Raw genomic sequence first — 17,467 nt, 5'->3', positions numbered from 1 at the left:
CTTCCACAAAGCTCGGCTGTCCCGTCCGCTTGACCGCCATCGCTACCCTCCAAGGCTTTGCCCTAGGGAATCACAATTGACGAATTACGCAACAGGCCCACAAGGGGAGAGGGGAAGAGCCTACAACGCCCGCACCTGCCAGAATCGCAGCGTCCGCCGCGCGTTCTCTGACGTCATTCGCGCGTAATTGCTTTTCGCCCTCGCGATATCAGCGGGTTTCATCGCGCCGGTGGCAAAGCGACTCTCGAGCACGGCGGCTGTGGTTTCCCAGCTGAGCTGGGCCGCCTTGCACGGCACCAGCAGGCCGTCCTCGCGCAGGCTCTGCATCAACGGGCGAATCACCTCAATGGTCGATCCGGACAGTGCCGCCAATGCAGCCACGGCTTCCTCGTAGCGCCGCTGCGTGGCGAAGCCGAGCAGCGTCGCTTCGGTCAGCTGGCCAGTCGCCTTGAGATTTGCGATGGCCCGCTTGGCGCCTTCGAAATCGCGCACGACCGACATCTCGCGCTCGACACCGACGGTCACGGCGGCGATCGCGCCCTGGATCTCCTCGAACAGATGCGGCGGTGCGCGCGACAGCAGCCGGGTGCGCACGGTATCCGTGGCCGAGCGCAGCAACCGGCGGCGCAAGTCGGACGGTAGGTCGACGCGGACGCCGACGCTCACGGCGAGCTCGGGATCGGCCTCGGCCTGCCCGACGATGACGGCAAATCCGTTTCCGGAAACGCGCGCGCCGGGATTGGCGGCAAGCCGCCGGCTGACGCTGGGATAGCGCCGCGCCAGCAGCGCATCGGTGACGATCTCCTTCAGCCACCAGCGCCCGGCGACCGCGAGCAGATGCGACTCGCCCTTGCTGGAGGCGATCTTCACCAGCTCGCCATCGTCGAGGCGCGCGGATTCCTGGAGCACGGGGCCGGCGATGCGAATCTCGTCATTATTGGCGAGGCGGCGAATCACGGAGGGCGGCGCCTGCGCGATCGGCGCAAGCTGCGCGCTGATCTCGGCCAGCGCAATTCGTGCGCCCATGTCGGCGATGGCGCGCAGCTCGATGGTGCCGATCAGGCGCTCGAGCACGTCGTCGAACAGCGCGATCTGCTCGTTGCCAAAACTTCCGGCGGAGGAGAGGAACAGGTCGGTGACGCGGCGGGCCGTTTCCAGGCCCTTTTCCGCCGAGCCGAGCCGAATCGCTGATTCGACTTCATCGATGATCGAAAACTCGGCCGTGGACATGACGCGTTGCTCGTCCTGAGCGAATGACGGAAGCTTGTTCTAAGCAATCGCTATCAATAGAGACGAGCACTGAACGTTTCGTAAACCACGGGGCGGAAGGCGAGCACTGCTTTGCTCCCCGACCGGCCACTGCTCCTCATCCTGAGGCGCCCGCGAAGCGGGCGTCTCGAAGGATCGAGGCCCGGCTGCAACCAGCGGGCCTTCATGGTTCGAGACGGCCGCTACGCGGCCTCCTCACCATGAGGGTCTGGCAACGTCATTCCCCATTCCACCCGCAGGCGCGGAGCTTCTCATGCATGTGGGGCGGGGCCGGCGCGACCACGCGGATCGGCTCCTTGTTCCGGGAGATCGGCACCACGATCTCGCGGGAATGCAGGTGCAGCCGCGGCTCGCCGAAGCGCGGGCCGTTGCCGTAAATGTTATCGCCGAAAATCGGCCAGCCGGTCGCGGCCGAATGCACCCGCAATTGATGGGTTCGGCCGGTCACCGGTTCCATGGCGAGCCAAGCCAGCCCGTCGCCCCGGCCCATCACTTTCCAGTTGGTGATCGCCTTCTGGCCCTCGGGATCGGGTTTCTGCCACCAGCCGCGCTCGGCATTGAGCCGGCCGAGTGGCATGTCGATGGTGCCTTCGTCTTCGGCAGGGCCGCCCTCGACCACGGTCCAGTAGGTCTTGCCGATCTTGCCGTGCTTGAAGAGGAGGCCGAGTGAGGCCGTCGCCTTGCGGTGACGGCCGAGCACGAGGCAGCCTGAGGTGTCCTTGTCCAGCCGGTGGGCCAGCACCGGCGGCCGCGGCAGGCCGAAACGAAGCGCGTCGAACGACGTTTCCAGATTGGCCCCACCCTTGGGGCCGCGGTGCACCGGCAGGCCGGCGGGCTTGTCGATGACCAGCATCAGCCCGTCGCGATGGAGCACGCGCGCCAGGATCTCGTCGGCGGTCAATTCGGGAACATCGAGCAATTGCAAGACTTTCGGTCAACACTTTCGTTTGGGAGCCGGAACGGCTAACACACCGCCACCATGAACGATACCACGTCAGATCCCCCCAAGCTGAGCTGGTGGCGCCGCCTGTCCAACGGGCTGAAGCGCACCTCGTCCTCGCTCGGGACCGCGGTCGCCGACCTCGTCACCAAGCGCAAGCTCGACCGCGCCATGCTCGACGACATCGAGGACGTGCTGCTGCGCGCCGACCTCGGCACGTCGGTCGCGGTGCGGATCGCGGACGCCGTCGGCACGGGCCGCTACGACAAGGCGATCTCGGCGGACGAGGTCAAGGACGTCGTCGCCACCGAGGTCGAGAAGGTGCTGGCGCCGGTGGCAAAGCCGCTCGAGATCGACGCGGGCAGGAAGCCGTTCGTCATCCTCGTCGTCGGCGTCAACGGCTCCGGCAAGACCACAACCATCGGAAAGCTCTCGCAAAAATTCGCATCCGAAGGCCGCAAGGTGATGCTGGCCGCCGGCGATACGTTTCGCGCGGCAGCGATCGAGCAGCTCAAGGTCTGGGGCGAGCGCACCAGGACGCCGGTCATCGCCGGCACGCAGGGCTCGGATTCGGCAAGCCTAGCCTTCAACGCGCTGACGGCAGCGAAGGAGCAGGCCATCGACGTGCTCCTGATCGACACGGCCGGCCGCCTGCAGAACAAGGCCGAGCTGATGAACGAGCTCGAAAAGGTCGTGCGCGTGATCCGCAAGGTGGATGACACTGCGCCGCATGCCGTGCTGCTTGTGCTCGACGCCACCGTCGGCCAGAACGCGCTGTCGCAGGTCGAGGCCTTCCATCGCACGGCGGGGGTCACCGGCCTCGTGATGACGAAGCTCGACGGCACCGCGCGCGGCGGCATTCTGGTGGCGCTCGCGGAGAAATTCAAACTGCCGGTGCATTTCATCGGCGTCGGCGAAGGCGTCGACGATCTCGCGCCGTTCACCGCGCGCGATTTCGCCCGTGCGATCGCCGGAATCGAAAGCTGAGAATGGACAAGACCCAGCCGCATCCGCTGTTCAAGCTCGCGACCGAGCTCGGTCCGCTGCTCGTGTTCTTCTTCGTGAATGCGAAGTTCAATCTGTTCGCCGCGACCGGCGCCTTCATGGTCGCGATCGTCGCGGCGATGATCGCGTCCTATGTGGTGACGCGCCACATCCCGATCATGGCGATCGTGACAGGCGTGATCGTGCTGGTGTTCGGCACGCTGACGCTGGTGCTGCACGACGAGACCTTCATCAAGGTCAAGCCGACCATCATCTACGGCCTGTTCGCGGCGATCCTCGGCGGCGGGCTGTTGTTCGGCCGCTCCTTCATCGCCGTGATGTTCGACCAGATGTTCAACCTGACCCCGCAGGGCTGGCGCATCCTCACGCTGCGCTGGGCGCTGTTCTTCGCCGGCATGGCCATCCTGAACGAGATCGTCTGGCGCACCCAGAGCACGGATTTCTGGGTGAACTTCAAGGTGTTCGGCGTCACCCCGATCACGATGATCTTCGCCATCGCCCAGATGCCGCTGACCAAGCGCTACGGGATCGAGCCGGCGTCGCTGGAGGCGAGCGAGGCCGACGCGGGGGATGTAAGGAAGGGCTGACGGTCGCTCAGCTCGTCATTGCGAGCTGAAATGCGGCCAAACACTCAACTGTCATCGCCCGGCTTGACCGGGCGATCCAGTATTCCAGAGACAGTCGTGAGATACGGTGAGGCCGCGGCGTACTGGATGCCCCGGTCAAGCCGGGGCATGACAGCGGTGTTTGTAGCTGGCTTGTTCGCTCGCACTGACGACGACGTCAGCTCCCCGCCTTCAACGCCTTCTCCATCTGCGGGAGCAGCACCGTCCGCAGATTGTCCGGCGTGATCGGTCCGACCAGCTTGTAGACGATGGTGCCTTCGCGCCCGACCACGAACGTCTCCGGCACGCCATAGACGCCCCATTCGATCGAGGCGCGGCCGTTGGCGTCCACGCCGACGCGGCCGAACGGGTTGCCGTAGCGGCCGAGGAAACGGCGCGCGTTGTCGGCCGCGTCCTTGTAGTTGATGCCGACGAGCTGGAAGCGTTTGTCCTTGGCGAGCTCGGTCAGGAGCGGCGCCTCGTCATGGCAGGGCACACACCAGGACGCCCAGACATTGACGAGGCTGACCTTGCCTTTGAACGCGGCGGGATCGAGGCCCGGCACCTGCGAATTGTCGGCCTGCAATCCCTCGAGCGCCGGCAGCGCGGTCTGTGGCGCCGGCCGGCCGATCAGCGCGGACGGAATCCGCGAGGGATCGCCGCTGCCGAGCCGGAACCAGAACAGCAGCGCCAGGGCGATGAAGGCGATCAGCGGCAGCACCATCAGGAAGGTGCGGCGCTGCGGCGGAGCGGACGTCGGTTGATCGCTCATGATTGATCGCTCACGGCGTGTCCGTTGCGCTGCGTCCGGAGCGGCGCGTGACGCCGCTGCGGTCGAGCTCGCGCAGGCGCTCGGTCTGGCTGCGATAGTCGAGCACGATCCAGCCGATCAGGATCACGACCACGAGCGCCGCCGCAGCATAGGACGTCACGATGAAGGACGCGTAGGGACCAAGTGACATCGTCATGCGGCCTTCTGGCTCGCCTGCATCATCTGCAAGGAGCGGACACGGCGGCGCAAGATCTCGTTGCGCATCGCCGCCAGGTGCAACGTGACGAACAGCAGCGTGAACGCGATGGCCATCAGCAGCAGCGGGATCAGGAACGATTTGTCGAGCGTCGAGCCGCCCATGCGCATCACCGACGCCGGCTGGTGCAGCGTGTTCCACCAATCGACCGAGAATTTGATGATGGGCAGGTTGATCGCGCCGACCAGCGTCAGCACCGCGGCCGCGCGTGCCGCGCGCGAGGGATCCTCGACCGCGCGCCACAGCGCCATCAGGCCGAGATACATCACGAAGAGGATCAGCACCGAGGTCAGCCGCGCGTCCCATTCCCAATAGGTGCCCCACATCGGCCGGCCCCACAGCGATCCCGTGAGCAGCGCGAGAAAGGTGAAGGCGGCGCCGATCGGCGCGGCGGCTTTGGCGGCGACGTCGGCGAGCGGATGCCGCCACACCAGCGTGCCCAATGAGGCGATGCTCATCACGCCCCAGACGAACATCGACAGCCAGGCGTTGGGCACGTGGATGAACATGATCTTCACCGTCGCGCCCTGCTGGTAGTCGTCGGGCGCGAGGGCAGACTGGTAGAGGCCGATGGTGAGCAGGATGACGGTCGCGGCCACAAGCCACGGCAGCACCCGCGCCGTCAGCGCGAGGAACCGTGTCGGATTGGCGAGATCGATCAGCGTCATGGTATTCTGATAATCACAGGTCAGCACTCACGCAATCAGCATAAAAGCGCGCAGCGAAAGTTGATCGGGGTCAAGGGTAATCCAGCCCATTTCAGTCGAGACCATGGCGCAAGCTCGCCGCCGCCGCGAAAGGGCCGATGACGAGGCTGACCAGCGACAGCGCGCACAGGATCGAGAACGGCGCGCCGAACGTCATCGGACCGACGATCACGGCCTGCGAGGCCGCGACGCCGAAAATCAGCACCGGGATCGACAGCGGCAGCACCAGCACGGCCATCAACAGTCCGCCCCGGTGCAGCGTCACCGCCAGCGCCGCGCCGATCATGCCGGTGAAGGTCAGCGCCGGCGTACCGGCCAGGAGCGTCAGCGCCACCGCCCCGGTCGCGACCATGTCGAGGTTGAGCAGCAGGCCGAGCACCGGGGTTGCGACAATCAGTGGCAGGCCCGCGGCCAGCCAATGCGCCAGCGCCTTGGCGGCGCAGGCGAGTTCCAGCGGCGTCCGGCTCATCGTGATCAGGTCGAGCGAGCCGTCCTCGTGGTCGGCCATGAACAGCCGGTCCAGGGTGAGCAGGCTCGCCAGCAGCGCGCCGAGCCACAGGATCGCCGGCCCCAGCCGCGACAGCAGCGCCAGATCCGGCCCCACCGCGAACGGCATCAGCACGACGACGGTCAGGAAGAACAGCACCCCGATCAATGCCCCGCCGCCGACACGGAGCGCGATCCGGATGTCCCGGCGGATGAGGGCGGACAGGGCGGTCATGGGGTGGCCTCGATGGGCACGGCTGCACTCCCTCCCCCCTTGCGGGGGAGGGTCGGGGAGGGGGGTAGCCCCGGGAGAGATGTCTGTTTCGGGCAGATTGTCCGCAACAGAGCAGCCGCTTCCCAACTGCTTAAGCCGATAGAGCGCGCCGTGTGGCACCCCTCTCCCTGACCCTCCCCCGCATCCGCCTTCGCCAAGGCTTCGGCGGACAGGAGGGGGGAGGGAACGGAGAGGGCGGAGCCCAGCCGCTTAGAAAGCTGAGGGTCCGTCGGAATCATGTCATTTCCCCAATCCTCAGCTCCCGCGAATCGATGCCGAGCGGCGCATGGGTCGCAGCGATGATCAGGCCGCCGCGGCCGAGATGCTCCCGCATCAGGCCCTCGAACATGCCCTGGCCGGCCACGTCCAGCGCCGTGGTCGGCTCGTCCAGCAGCCAGACCGGGCGGCGCACCGTCAGCAGCCGGGCCAGCGACAGGCGGCGGCGCTGGCCGGCGGACAGGAAGGCCGCGGGCAGGTGAGTGGCGTGATCGAGCCCGACGATGGCGAGGCTCTTGGCCGCATCACTGCGCTCGCCGCCCAGAAAATCAGCCCAGAATGACAGGTTTTCCGCCACGCTCAGTGCCGGCTTCAGGGCGTCGCGATGGCCGAGATAGTGGCACTGCTCCGGCAGCGTCAGCTCGGCATCGCCGCCATCGAGCGCGATTGTCCCGCCGGCCGGAATCAGCAGGCCCGCGATCAGCCGCAGCAGCGAGGTCTTGCCCGAGCCGTTCCGGCCCACGACCGCCACGGCTTCGCCCGAGACCGCCTCGAAATCGAGCCCGGAAAACACCTCGCGCCCGCCGCGCACGCAAACGACCCCGCGTCCGGACAGCTGCATCTTGCCTTGGTTCAATCCGCTCAAAGCCTGGCCTCAGGAAATCTTGGGGTAGCGCATGGGAATTTTTGGCTCGCGGATTGCTGCGGCACGTTTGTGGCTGTGGCGGCGCGGTTAGAAAGCTTCTATAAGCCCGGAACTACTTGATGCAGCAACTCAACCTGCCCCTGCAAGCGACCCAGCCGGACTCGCTGACGGTGTTAAAATACCCCTTGCCGGGTATAACTAACAATTGGGATTTCCTACATGACCTCGCTCGACAGCTTCAAATGCAAAAAGACCCTCAAGGTCGGCGCCAAGACCTATGTCTATTACAGCCTGCCCACGGCCGAGAAGAATGGTCTGAAGGGAATTTCGAAACTCCCCTATTCGATGAAGGTTCTGCTCGAGAACCTCCTGCGCAACGAGGACGGCCGCACGGTCAAGAAGGAAGACATCGTGGCGGTGTCGAAGTGGCTGCGCAAGAAGTCGCTGGAGCATGAGATCGCATTCCGCCCGGCCCGCGTGCTGATGCAGGATTTCACCGGCGTGCCGGCCGTGGTCGATCTCGCCGCGATGCGCAACGCGATGCAGAAGCTCGGCGGCGATGCCGAGAAGATCAACCCGCTGGTTCCGGTCGACCTCGTCATCGACCACTCCGTGATCGTGAACTTCTTCGGCGACAACAAGGCCTTCGGCAAGAACGTCACCGAGGAATACAAGCAGAACCAGGAGCGCTACGAGTTCCTGAAGTGGGGCCAGAAGGCGTTCTCGAACTTCTCGGTCGTGCCGCCCGGCACCGGCATCTGCCATCAGGTCAATCTCGAATATCTCTCCCAGACGGTCTGGACCAAGAAGGAGAAGATGACGGTCGGCAAGAAGACCGGCACCTTCGAGGTCGCCTATCCCGACTCGCTGGTCGGCACCGACTCCCACACCACCATGGTCAACGGTCTCGCCGTGCTCGGCTGGGGCGTCGGCGGCATCGAGGCGGAAGCCTGCATGCTCGGCCAGCCGCTGTCGATGCTGCTGCCTACCGTCGTCGGCTTCAAGCTGAAGGGCGCGATGAAGGAAGGCGTCACCGCGACCGACCTCGTGCTGACCGTGACGCAGATGCTGCGCAAGCTCGGCGTGGTCGGCAAGTTCGTCGAGTTCTTCGGTCCCGGCCTTGATCACCTGTCCGTCGCCGACAAGGCGACCATCGCCAACATGGCGCCGGAATATGGCGCGACCTGCGGCTTCTTCCCGGTCGACGCTGCTGCGCTCGATTACCTCAAGACCTCCGGCCGCGCTCCGGCGCGCGTCGCGCTGGTGCAGGCCTATGCCAAGGCGCAGGGCCTGTTCCGCACCGCCAAGTCGGCCGATCCGGTGTTCACGGAAACGCTGACCCTCGACCTCGGCGACGTCGTTCCCTCGATGGCCGGTCCGAAGCGTCCCGAAGGCCGCATCGCGCTGCCGTCGGTCGCCGAAGGCTTTTCGCTCGCGCTCGGCACCGAGTACAAGAAGACCGACGAGCCCGGGAAGCGCTTTGCCGTCGACGGCAAGAACTTCGAGATCGGTCATGGCGACGTCGTGATCGCCGCCATCACCTCCTGCACCAACACCTCGAATCCGAGCGTCTTGATCGGCGCCGGCCTGCTTGCGCGCAACGCTGCCGCCAAGGGCCTCAAGGCAAAACCGTGGGTGAAGACGTCACTCGCGCCGGGCAGCCAGGTGGTCGCGGCCTATCTCGCCGATTCCGGTCTGCAGGCTGATCTCGACAAGGTCGGCTTCAACCTGGTCGGCTTCGGCTGCACCACCTGCATCGGGAATTCCGGTCCGCTGCCCGAGGAGATCTCGAAGTCGATCAACGACAACGGCATCGTCGCGGCCGCCGTGCTCTCCGGCAACCGCAACTTCGAAGGCCGCGTCTCGCCGGACGTGCAGGCGAATTATCTCGCTTCGCCGCCGCTGGTCGTCGCCCACGCGCTCGCGGGCAGCGTCACCAAGAACCTCGCCGTCGAGCCGCTCGGTGAAGGCAAGGACGGCAAGCCGGTGTACCTCAAGGACATCTGGCCGACGACGAAGGAGATCAACGCCTTCATGAAGAAGTTCGTGACCGCGTCGATCTTCAAGAAGAAGTATGCCGACGTGTTCAAGGGCGACACCAACTGGCGCAAGATCAAGACGGTCGAGAGCGAGACCTATCGCTGGAACATGAGCTCGACCTATGTGCAGAACCCGCCCTATTTCGACGGCATGAAGAAGGAGCCGGAGCCGGTCACCGACATCATCGAGGCGCGCATCCTCGCCATGTTCGGCGACAAGATCACCACCGACCACATCTCGCCGGCCGGTTCGATCAAGCTCACCTCGCCCGCCGGCAAATATCTCAGCGAACACCAGGTGCGTCCGGCCGACTTCAACCAGTACGGCACGCGTCGCGGCAACCATGAAGTGATGATGCGCGGCACCTTCGCCAACATCCGCATCAAGAACTTCATGCTGAAGGGCGCTGACGGAAATATCCCGGAAGGCGGTCTCACCAAGCACTGGCCCGACGGCGAGCAGATGTCGATCTACGACGCCGCGATGAAGTACCAGCAGGAGCAGGTGCCGCTGGTGGTGTTCGCCGGCGCCGAATACGGCAACGGTTCCTCGCGCGACTGGGCTGCGAAGGGCACGCGCCTGCTCGGCGTCCGCGCCGTGATCTGCCAGAGCTTCGAGCGCATCCACCGCTCCAACCTGGTCGGCATGGGCGTGCTGCCGCTGACCTTCGAAGAGGGCACCTCCTGGTCGTCGCTCGGCCTGAAGGGCGACGAGAAGGTCACGCTGCGCGGCCTGGTCGGCGACCTGAAGCCGCGTCAGAAGCTGACCGCGGAGATCGTCTCCGGCGACGGTTCGTTGCAGCGGGTTTCGCTGCTTTGCCGCATCGATACGCTGGATGAGCTCGATTACTACCGGAACGGCGGCATTCTGCACTACGTGCTGCGCAAGCTCGCGGCCTAAGCGCGAATTTGTGAACGGTGGCTCACCGCGACGTGAGTAGAAGGTTAAACGAGGGCGGCCTATCACAAGGCCGCCTTCGTGCGTTAGAACACGCGTCCGATGGTCCCGCCCGGCGGAAAACCTCGCCCCGGACGGTTGAATGTACGATGCCCGTAAGACTACGGTGACCATCAGGCGATAGGATCTTCCCCCACGCGTGCGAGGTGTGACGTTCAAAATGACTGCAATGATGGCTTCTAATCTGGTTTCGCGCTGGTCCGGTGCACTCTGGTCGGGAGCACTTGGTATCTGCGCCATCGTCGCCGTCATCCGTCCCGCCGAGGCTGATCCTCGCGCCGTAGTCGAGCTCTTCACATCGCAGGGCTGCTCCTCCTGCCCGCCCGCCGACCAGGTCATCGGCGATCTCTCCAACGACCCGTCGATCATCGCGCTGAGCATGCCGATCGACTATTGGGATTATCTCGGCTGGAAGGACACGCTTGCGGATTCGCGCTTCTCGGCGCGGCAGCGCGCCTATTCGCGCATGCGCGGCGACCGCGAGGTCTATACGCCGCAAGTCGTGGTCAACGGTTCGACGCATGTCATCGGCAGCGATCGCGCCGGCATCGAGAGCGCGATCGGCAAGACCGACAACGGCGCAGGCGTAATGAGCGTGCCGGTGACGATGTCGCTTGCAGGCAAGCAGATCAACGTGTCGGTGGCGGCGAGCAAGGAGTCGGCGGTCTCGCACGGTGAGGTCTGGATCTGCTCGATCACGAAATCGGTGCCGATCGCAATCAGCCGCGGCGAAAATCGCGGACAGCAGATCACCTATCACAACGTCGTGCGCAACCTGCTCAAGGTCGGCGACTGGAACGGGCGTCCGGAAAGCTGGACGGTGCCGTTGGAAAATCTCACGCGCGACGGCGTCGACGGCGCTGTGGTCTATGTCCAGGACGGCAGCCGTGAGAAGCCGGGTGCGATGCTCGGCGCAGCTTACACGTCGCTGCACTAGATCAGATTTCTCTCGCCAGCGTCGTACTCGCTCTCACGCCTCATGGTGAGGAGCGCCCTTGCGCGCGAGGCGGACGATGCTACGCGTCGCCGCGAGAACCATGCAGGCGCGGCTGATGCAGCGGCCTTCCATCCTGCGAGACGCCGCCTCGCGGCTCCCCAGGATGAGGGGAGAGAGTCGTCTTCGCGTCAATCAGAGGGAAGTTGATCGTGCCGGAAACATCTCGGCACAAACCAAAAAGGACCAACTTGCGTTGGCCCTCCTTGTCGCGCGTACAGACCCGATCCTGACGGCCCCGGGGGGCTGGGGGCTGAGGAATCCGGAACCGGAAGGACCGGGTCAACGCACACAGGTCTTTTCGCAATGCAGGGCGGCAGGCGCTTGGCGGAAAAGCGGCGATATCAAGATTCCTTCTAACGATCCCGTGACGGTTTGCCGCGATAGAATTCCACTCCTGCGTGTGCTCCGATTCGCCCCCGATTCAATCAGTTGAGTGAAGAGCCCCTTGCGGCGGGGAACAGTTGGCGCGATCATGCAACTGTCATGATCCGCGGTTCCGGGGACGGTCCTTCGCGGATGCGATCATGCCGCGAGATGAGGAGGCGCTCGATGAGTCTGACGCCGGAGGATGCCGATCCGAGCGAGCAGCGCGCAGTGGCGCGCCCCACCGCTGCGAATGCCCAACCCAACCGGGTGACATTCAACCGGCTGGAACTGAACCGCATCCTCAACCTCTACGGCCGCATGGTCGCCGACGGCGAGTGGCGCGACTATGCCATCGACTTCCTGAAGGACCGCGCGGTGTTCTCGGTCTTCCGCCGCGCCTCGGAAGTGCCGATCTATCGCATCGAGAAGGACCCGCGGCTGGCGCGCAAGCAGGGCATGTACAGCGTGATCTCGGCGACCGGCCTGATCCTGCGCCGCGGCCACGAGCTCGAGCGCGTGCTGCTGGTGATCGATCGCAAGTTGGCGGTGGTTTAGCCTTACGGACGGTGCCGTAGGGTGGGCAAATGCGCACCGCGCCGTGCCCACCATCTTTCCTCAATCGCCGGGCATCTGGGCACGTTTCCGCCTTCGCTCTCCGAGCTACGGCGGACAAGTCGCTTTGCCCACCCTACGAGACCGAGGTTATTTCGGCACCGTGCTCGCGCCCTCGCCGAGGTCGCGTTGCATCATCACCGTGTCGAGCCAGCGGCCGAATTTCAGGCCAACATTGGGATGCGTGCCGATCATCTTGAAACCGCCGCGCGTGTGCACGCCGATCGAACCGGCATTGGCGGAATCGCCGATCACCGCGATCATCTGGCGGAAGCCGCGCGCCTCGCATTCGGCGATCAGCCGGTCCAGCAGCAACGAGCCGATGCCGCGGCGGTGGAACGTGGGATCGAGATAGATCGAGTTCTCGACCGTGAAGCGGTAGGCCGGCCGCGGCCGGTAGGCGCCGGCATAGGCATAGCCGGCGACGCTACGATCGAGGATGGCGACGAAATAGGGGTAGCCACCGTCGACCAGCGCGCGGTAGCGGCGCGTCATCTCGGCCAGATCCGGCGGCGCCAGCTCGAATGTCGCGGTGCCCTCGCGGACGGCCTGCTTGTAGATGGCGGTGATGGCGGGAAGGTCGGCCTCAATGGCGGGCCTGATCTCAGGTGCGGACATGGCGGCGAGATTAGAGCCTTCCCGCGGTCACTGGAAGGGGCAACGCCGCTTCCCCATGCTCCGTCATTGCCAGCGCAGCAGCCCTCCAATCTTCTCCGCTGTCATGCCCCGCGCAGGCGGGGCATCCAGTACTCCGAGACAGCGCGGCTAGAACCGAGCCGCTGCGGCGTACTGGATCGCCCGCCCCAGTGCGCAATTGCGCACAAGGCGGGCGATGACAAGCCGGGGGGGGGGGCGTCGCGCATCCCGGCCCAAACAAAAACCCCGGCCTCTCGGCCGGGGTTCGTATCCGTTCCCTCGTCGAAGCGCTTAGTCGCGCTGGCCGAGGAGCTGCAGGAGCAGCGTGAACAGGTTGATGAAGTTCAGGTACAGCGACAGCGCGCCGGTGATGGCCGCACGCTCTGCGATGTCACCGCCGGCCGAGGCGTAGCCGTAGATGTAGTCGTTCTTCAGCCGCTGGGTGTCCCAGGCGGTGAGGCCGGCGAACACCAGCACGCCGACCACGGACACGATGAACTGCAGCATCGTGCTGGCCAGGAACAGGTTGACCAGGCTCGCGATGATGATGCCGATCAGGCCCATGAACAGGAACGAGCCCATCCCGGTCAGATCACGCTTGGTGGTGTAGCCGTAGAGGCTCAGTGCGCCAAACGTGGCCGCGGTGATGAAGAACACCCGCACGATCGAGGTGTGCGTGAACACCAGGAAGATCGAGGACAGCGAGATGCCCATCAGCGCCGCGAACACCCAGAACAGGATCTGCGCGGTCGAGGGGGCGAGACGGTTGATGCCCGCCGAGATCACGAACACCATCGCGAGCGGCGCGAGCATGAACAGCCACTTCAGGGGGCTGACGAACATCGCGTAGCCGAACGGCGTCAGGAACAGCTTGCCGACGCGGACGGCTTCCGGGGTCGGAACGTCGGTCACGGCGGCCATATAGACGCCGAGCGCGGCCAGGCCGGTGATGGCGAGGCCGATGCTCATGTAATTGTAGATGCGCAGCATATAGGCGCGCAGGCCGGCATCGACCGTCGCGGCGTCAACACGCCCGGCGGCCCTGCCGAAAGGAGAAGCGTAGTTACGGTCTAGGTCCGACATGGTCGAATTCCCGTTGGTTAGCCCGGTCCGGCATGAGGGTCGCCATGCCGCCGGTTCGTCAAATTCTATCTCGGATACCGATCTGTGCCGACTAAATTCTGGCTCATAATCGGGGGTCCGAACCCATTGGATATGTGGGAAACTAACACATTCGCTGCAACCGTCCACGCGCGGCTGAATGTCGCCCTCGCCCGCAATCCTGGCGAGCAGACGTGGTTAATCGCTGGAATCGTGCGATTCCGACATCGCGGGCTCGCCCGCTACCATTTGTCACAAATTCCGCAACACCGTGGCGGGCTTTTTGTTCAATGCCAGCAGCGTCCCGGCGAGCCCAAGTCCGACCGTGACGACCAGGGCCGCCGCGACCACGCCGGCCGCGCTGCCGGCCTGCCAAACGAAACTCAGCGTCATCAGCCGCGTCACGATCATCCAGGCCGCGACGCTGCCGGCGATCACGCCGAACACCGCGGTGGCAAGTCCGATCAGCAGGTATTCGAGGGCATAGGCGCCGAGCAGCCGCAGCCGGGTCGCGCCGAGGGTCTTGAGGATCACCGCATCGTAGACCCGGTGGCGGTGGCCGGCGGCGAGCGCGCCGCCCAGCACCAGGATCGCCGAGATCAGGGTCACCGCGCTGGCGCCGCGGATCGCGAGCGCCAGATTGGTCACGACCGAGCCGACCGTCTCCATCACCTCGCGCACGCGCACGCTCGTCACCATCGGATAGGTGTCGGCGACTTGCCTGATGATCTTGCCGTCGCCGGCCGCAGTGCCGCCGGCCTCGGTCAGCGTCGCGATATGGGTGTGCGGCGCGCCCTTGAAGGCGTTGGGCGAGAACACCAGCACGAAATTGATGCCCATGCCCTGCCAGTCGATGGTTCGCAGATTGCCGATTTTGGCCGGGATGTCGCGGCCGAGCACGTTGACCACGATCTCGTCGCCGAGCTTGAGACCGAGTCCGTCGGCGATCTTCTTCTCCATCGAGACCAGCAGGGGGCCGGAATAGTCGGCGCTCCACCATTCGCCCTCGACCACCTTGGAACCCTTCGGCAGCTCGGCGGTATAGGTCAGGCCGCGGTCGCTTTGCAGCACCCATTCGGAATCGGTGGTGGGCTTGAGGTCCTCGGCACGCACGCCGCGCGCAGCAACGATGCGGCCGCGCAGCATCGGCACGTCCTCGACCTTTGCGCCCGGCGCGATCCGGCGCAGATAGCCGTCGAACTGCTCGGCCTGCGTGCTCGGGATGTCGATGAAGAAGAACGACGGCGCGTGCTCAGGGAGGGCCGCAAGGAACTGCCGGCGCAGATTGCCGTCGATCTGGGTGATGGTGACGAGCACGGCGAGCCCGAGCCCGAGCGACAGCACGACGGAGGGCGTCAGCGCGCCGGGCCGGTGGATGTTGGCAATCGCCAGCCGCAGCATCGGCAGGCGCGTGCGCGGCAGCCGGCGCGCGATCATCATCAGCAGGGCGGCGATGCCGCGGAGCAGGGCGAACACGACGACGGAGGAGGCCACGAACACCGCGGCGATGCGCTTGTCGAAGGACAATCCGATCACGACCGCGATCAGCAGCGCGATCACGACGGCCATGAACATGACATAGCTCCAGCGCGGCCGATGCCATTCGGAGCTGATGGTGTCGCGGAACAGCGCGGCGACCGGCACGTCGTGCACGCGCCCGAGCGGCCACAGGCCGAAGGCGAGCGCCGTGAGCAGGCCATAGACGAAGGACAGCGCGAGCTCGTCGGCATGCACGGCCGGCACCACCGGCAGCGGCAGCAGTTTTCCGAACAGGCCGACGATGGCGAACGGCATGGCGGCGCCGAGCGCAAGGCCGATCACCGAGCCAATTCCCGCCAGCAGGAGGACCTGCGCCAGATAGATACCGAACACGTCGCGGCCGGTGGCGCCGACCGCCTTGAAGGCCGCGATGACCTCGAGCCGGCGGTCGATATGGCTCTTGACGGCATTGGCGACGCCGACGCCGCCGACCAGGAGCGCGGCGAGGCCGACCAGCGTCAAGAATTGCGTGAAGCGGTTGATGTTGCGCTCGAGCTGCGGCGAGGCATTGGAGCGGCTGCGGATCTCCCAGCCGGCCTGCGGCGCAGCGTTGCGCGCGTCCGCGATGAAGGTGTCGGTGGCGCGCTCGCTGTTGCCGGTATCAGGCAGCTTCACCCGGTAGACCCAGCGCACCAGGCTGCCGGGCTGGATCAGGCCGGTGGCGCGCAGGCCCGCCTCGCTGATCAGGAAGCGCGGCCCGAAACCGATGCCGCCGGCGAGCTTGTCGGGCTCGGCTTCGACGGTGCTGCGGATCTGGAACGTTGCGCTCCCGATGGTGACGCGGTCGCCGGTTTTCAGCGACAGCCGCGCCAGCAGCGTCGGATCGGCGGCGGCACCGAACGCGCCGTCGCGCTCCGCGAGCAGGTCGGACATCGGCAGCGGCGGCGCCAGCGTCAGCTGACCCAGCATCGGATAGGTGTCGTCGACCGCCTTCATCTCGACCAGCGCGAGCTGGCCGTCGGCGGAGCGCGCCATGCCGCGCAAGGTGGCGGCGCTGGACACGGTGCCGCGCGAGCGCAGGAAGGAGACTTCCTCGGGCTTCGCCTCGCGCTGGAACAGCACGAAGGAGACGTCGCCGCCGAGCAGCGTGCGGCCCTCGCGCGCGAGACCGTCGCTCAGGCTCGCCGAGACCGAGCCGACGCCCGCGATGGCCATCACGCCGAGCGCGATGCAGGCGATGAAGACATAGAAGCCGCGCAGGCCTCCGCGCAATTCGCGCAGCGCGTAGCGCAGCGACAGCGCGACGCCGTTGGGTTTCGCGAACGGTTCGGCCGCGATGCTCATGCTGGCGCAGACTGGGTGTCGATGCGGCCGGAGCGCAGCCGGATCACGCGATCGCAGCGCTGCGCGAGCGAGGAATCGTGCGTGACCAGCACCAGCGTCATGCCGCGCTCGGCATGTTTGTTGAACAGAAGATCGACGATCTGCTTTCCCGTCGCCTCGTCGAGATTGCCGGTCGGCTCGTCCGCGACGAGGATGGCGGGATCGGGCGCCAGCGCGCGGGCGAGCGCGACGCGCTGCTGCTCGCCGCCGGACAGCTGCGTCGGATAGTGATGCAGGCGATCGCCGAGCCCGACCGATTGCAGCTCCTGCGCCGCGCGTCTTGCAGCGTCAGGGTTGCCGGCGAGTTCGAGCGGCACGGCGACGTTCTCGAGCGCCGTCATGGTCGGGATCAGATGGAAGGACTGGAAGACGATGCCGACCTGGCGGCCGCGGAAGCGGGCGAGCGCGTCCTCGTCGAGGGCATTGAAAGGCGTGCCTGACACCACCACCTCTCCGCTATCAGGACGCTCCAGCCCCGCCATCACCATCAGCAGCGTGGATTTGCCCGAGCCTGACGGGCCGATCAGGCCGATCGTCTCGCCCGAGGCGACCCGCAGGCTGATATCCTTGAGGATGTGAACGCGTGCCGCGCCCGTACCCAATGAAAGATTGACGTTGGAGATGGCGATGGTGTCCGGCGCGGTGCCGGCGAGCGAAGAGGTTTCGATGCGACTATCCATGGTCCGGTCATATGGCAACTCCGCATACGCGGTCGAGAGG

At 65.7% G+C, this 17,467-nt stretch carries 16 protein-coding genes; 5 read left to right on the top strand and 11 right to left on the bottom strand.

Going from position 1 to position 17,467, the window contains the following annotated elements:
* Positions 1 to 120 precede the first annotated feature (120 nt).
* Both CT676_RS28170 and CT676_RS28165 read right to left on the bottom strand, forming a co-directional pair.
* Complete coding sequence (locus tag CT676_RS28170) at positions 121 to 1,230, bottom strand: DUF2336 domain-containing protein (protein WP_135215835.1); 1,110 nt, start codon at positions 1,228 to 1,230, stop codon at positions 121 to 123.
* A 256-nt stretch (positions 1,231 to 1,486) separates the two neighbouring features.
* Positions 1,487 to 2,188 (bottom strand): RNA pseudouridine synthase, encoded by a 702-nt coding sequence (locus CT676_RS28165; protein ID WP_167768189.1) that lies wholly within the window; start codon positions 2,186 to 2,188, stop codon positions 1,487 to 1,489.
* Between the two features lie 60 nt (positions 2,189 to 2,248).
* On the opposite strand from CT676_RS28165, the gene ftsY reads away from it, so the two are divergent.
* Together ftsY and CT676_RS28155 are read left to right on the top strand one after the other, a co-directional pair.
* Positions 2,249 to 3,196, top strand: coding sequence for a signal recognition particle-docking protein FtsY (gene ftsY, locus CT676_RS28160; protein WP_071908655.1), 948 nt, complete (start codon positions 2,249 to 2,251; stop codon positions 3,194 to 3,196).
* Between the two features lie 2 nt (positions 3,197 to 3,198).
* Positions 3,199 to 3,801 (top strand): septation protein A, encoded by a 603-nt coding sequence (locus CT676_RS28155; protein WP_135215834.1) that lies wholly within the window; start codon positions 3,199 to 3,201, stop codon positions 3,799 to 3,801.
* A gap of 196 nt (positions 3,802 to 3,997) precedes the next feature.
* Here CT676_RS28155 and CT676_RS28150 read toward each other — a convergent pair whose 3' ends face one another.
* The 5 genes from CT676_RS28150 to ccmA form a co-directional block, all read right to left on the bottom strand.
* Positions 3,998 to 4,591 (bottom strand): DsbE family thiol:disulfide interchange protein, encoded by a 594-nt coding sequence (locus tag CT676_RS28150; protein WP_135215833.1) that lies wholly within the window; start codon positions 4,589 to 4,591, stop codon positions 3,998 to 4,000.
* Positions 4,592 to 4,601: 10 nt separating this feature from the next.
* Positions 4,602 to 4,787 (bottom strand): heme exporter protein CcmD, encoded by a 186-nt coding sequence (ccmD, locus tag CT676_RS28145; protein WP_014490637.1) that lies wholly within the window; start codon positions 4,785 to 4,787, stop codon positions 4,602 to 4,604.
* On the bottom strand, positions 4,784 to 5,515 hold the full coding sequence (locus CT676_RS28140; RefSeq protein ID WP_135215837.1) for a heme ABC transporter permease: 732 nt from the start codon (positions 5,513 to 5,515) through the stop codon (positions 4,784 to 4,786). Before CT676_RS28140 ends, ccmD begins: the two co-directional genes overlap by 4 nt.
* Before the next feature lie 91 nt (positions 5,516 to 5,606).
* Positions 5,607 to 6,275 carry a heme exporter protein CcmB gene (gene ccmB, locus CT676_RS28135; protein ID WP_028150494.1) on the bottom strand — a complete coding sequence of 223 codons (669 nt, stop codon included), beginning with the start codon at positions 6,273 to 6,275 and terminating at the stop codon, positions 5,607 to 5,609.
* Between the two features lie 274 nt (positions 6,276 to 6,549).
* Positions 6,550 to 7,152, bottom strand: a complete 603-nt coding sequence (gene ccmA, locus CT676_RS28130; protein WP_135215836.1) for a heme ABC exporter ATP-binding protein CcmA — start codon at positions 7,150 to 7,152, stop codon at positions 6,550 to 6,552.
* 243 nt (positions 7,153 to 7,395) lie between these two features.
* On the opposite strand from ccmA, the gene acnA reads away from it, so the two are divergent.
* From acnA to CT676_RS28115, 3 genes are all read left to right on the top strand, one after another.
* Positions 7,396 to 10,116, top strand: a complete 2,721-nt coding sequence (gene acnA / locus CT676_RS28125; RefSeq protein WP_063980406.1) for an aconitate hydratase AcnA — start codon at positions 7,396 to 7,398, stop codon at positions 10,114 to 10,116.
* A gap of 217 nt (positions 10,117 to 10,333) precedes the next feature.
* A complete protein-coding gene (locus CT676_RS28120; RefSeq protein WP_135215832.1) occupies positions 10,334 to 11,110 on the top strand; it encodes a DUF1223 domain-containing protein in 777 nt (258 codons plus the stop codon).
* Between the two features lie 609 nt (positions 11,111 to 11,719).
* Positions 11,720 to 12,091: a DUF2794 domain-containing protein gene (locus CT676_RS28115; protein WP_063980407.1), complete on the top strand. Its 372-nt coding sequence runs from the start codon at positions 11,720 to 11,722 to the stop codon at positions 12,089 to 12,091.
* A 147-nt stretch (positions 12,092 to 12,238) separates the two neighbouring features.
* On the opposite strand, the gene CT676_RS28110 is transcribed toward CT676_RS28115, so the two are convergent.
* The 4 genes from CT676_RS28110 to CT676_RS28095 form a co-directional block, all read right to left on the bottom strand.
* Entirely contained in the window at positions 12,239 to 12,766 is a 528-nt protein-coding gene (locus tag CT676_RS28110; protein ID WP_135215831.1) for a GNAT family N-acetyltransferase, read from the bottom strand.
* 309 nt (positions 12,767 to 13,075) lie between these two features.
* Entirely contained in the window at positions 13,076 to 13,867 is a 792-nt protein-coding gene (locus tag CT676_RS28105; RefSeq protein WP_014490629.1) for a Bax inhibitor-1/YccA family protein, read from the bottom strand.
* Between the two features lie 270 nt (positions 13,868 to 14,137).
* On the bottom strand, positions 14,138 to 16,708 hold the full coding sequence (locus CT676_RS28100) for an FtsX-like permease family protein (RefSeq protein WP_135215830.1): 2,571 nt from the start codon (positions 16,706 to 16,708) through the stop codon (positions 14,138 to 14,140).
* Positions 16,705 to 17,427, bottom strand: a complete 723-nt coding sequence (locus CT676_RS28095) for an ABC transporter ATP-binding protein (RefSeq protein WP_071908649.1) — start codon at positions 17,425 to 17,427, stop codon at positions 16,705 to 16,707. The genes CT676_RS28100 and CT676_RS28095 overlap by 4 nt, the downstream gene beginning before the upstream one ends.
* Between the last annotated feature and the right edge of the window lie 40 nt (positions 17,428 to 17,467).

Origin of the sequence: Bradyrhizobium sp. MOS001 (assembly GCF_004634465.1) — a bacterium.
In the GTDB taxonomy this organism is placed as follows: Bacteria; Pseudomonadota; Alphaproteobacteria; order Rhizobiales; family Xanthobacteraceae; genus Bradyrhizobium; species Bradyrhizobium barranii.
The sequence above is the reverse complement of the archived record's forward strand: the minus strand, read 5'-3'. Positions and strand labels throughout refer to the sequence as shown.

Bases quoted from the DNA above. Each gene is read 5' to 3' on its own strand.
- acnA (WP_063980406.1), top strand. From the start codon at position 7,396: ATGACCTCGCTCGACAGCTTCAAATGCAAAAAGACCCTCAAGGTCGGC.
- CT676_RS28100 (WP_135215830.1), bottom strand. From the start codon at position 16,708: ATGAGCATCGCGGCCGAACCGTTCGCGAAACCCAACGGCGTCGCGCTG.
- ccmB (WP_028150494.1), bottom strand. From the start codon at position 6,275: ATGACCGCCCTGTCCGCCCTCATCCGCCGGGACATCCGGATCGCGCTC.
- CT676_RS28105 (WP_014490629.1), bottom strand. From the start codon at position 13,867: ATGTCGGACCTAGACCGTAACTACGCTTCTCCTTTCGGCAGGGCCGCC.
- CT676_RS28155 (WP_135215834.1), top strand. From the start codon at position 3,199: ATGGACAAGACCCAGCCGCATCCGCTGTTCAAGCTCGCGACCGAGCTC.
- CT676_RS28170 (WP_135215835.1), bottom strand. From the start codon at position 1,230: ATGTCCACGGCCGAGTTTTCGATCATCGATGAAGTCGAATCAGCGATT.
- CT676_RS28110 (WP_135215831.1), bottom strand. From the start codon at position 12,766: ATGTCCGCACCTGAGATCAGGCCCGCCATTGAGGCCGACCTTCCCGCC.
- CT676_RS28140 (WP_135215837.1), bottom strand. From the start codon at position 5,515: ATGACGCTGATCGATCTCGCCAATCCGACACGGTTCCTCGCGCTGACG.
- CT676_RS28115 (WP_063980407.1), top strand. From the start codon at position 11,720: ATGAGTCTGACGCCGGAGGATGCCGATCCGAGCGAGCAGCGCGCAGTG.
- ccmD (WP_014490637.1), bottom strand. From the start codon at position 4,787: ATGACGATGTCACTTGGTCCCTACGCGTCCTTCATCGTGACGTCCTAT.
- CT676_RS28150 (WP_135215833.1), bottom strand. From the start codon at position 4,591: ATGAGCGATCAACCGACGTCCGCTCCGCCGCAGCGCCGCACCTTCCTG.
- ccmA (WP_135215836.1), bottom strand. From the start codon at position 7,152: ATGCAGCTGTCCGGACGCGGGGTCGTTTGCGTGCGCGGCGGGCGCGAG.
- CT676_RS28120 (WP_135215832.1), top strand. From the start codon at position 10,334: ATGACTGCAATGATGGCTTCTAATCTGGTTTCGCGCTGGTCCGGTGCA.
- CT676_RS28095 (WP_071908649.1), bottom strand. From the start codon at position 17,427: ATGGATAGTCGCATCGAAACCTCTTCGCTCGCCGGCACCGCGCCGGAC.
- ftsY (WP_071908655.1), top strand. From the start codon at position 2,249: ATGAACGATACCACGTCAGATCCCCCCAAGCTGAGCTGGTGGCGCCGC.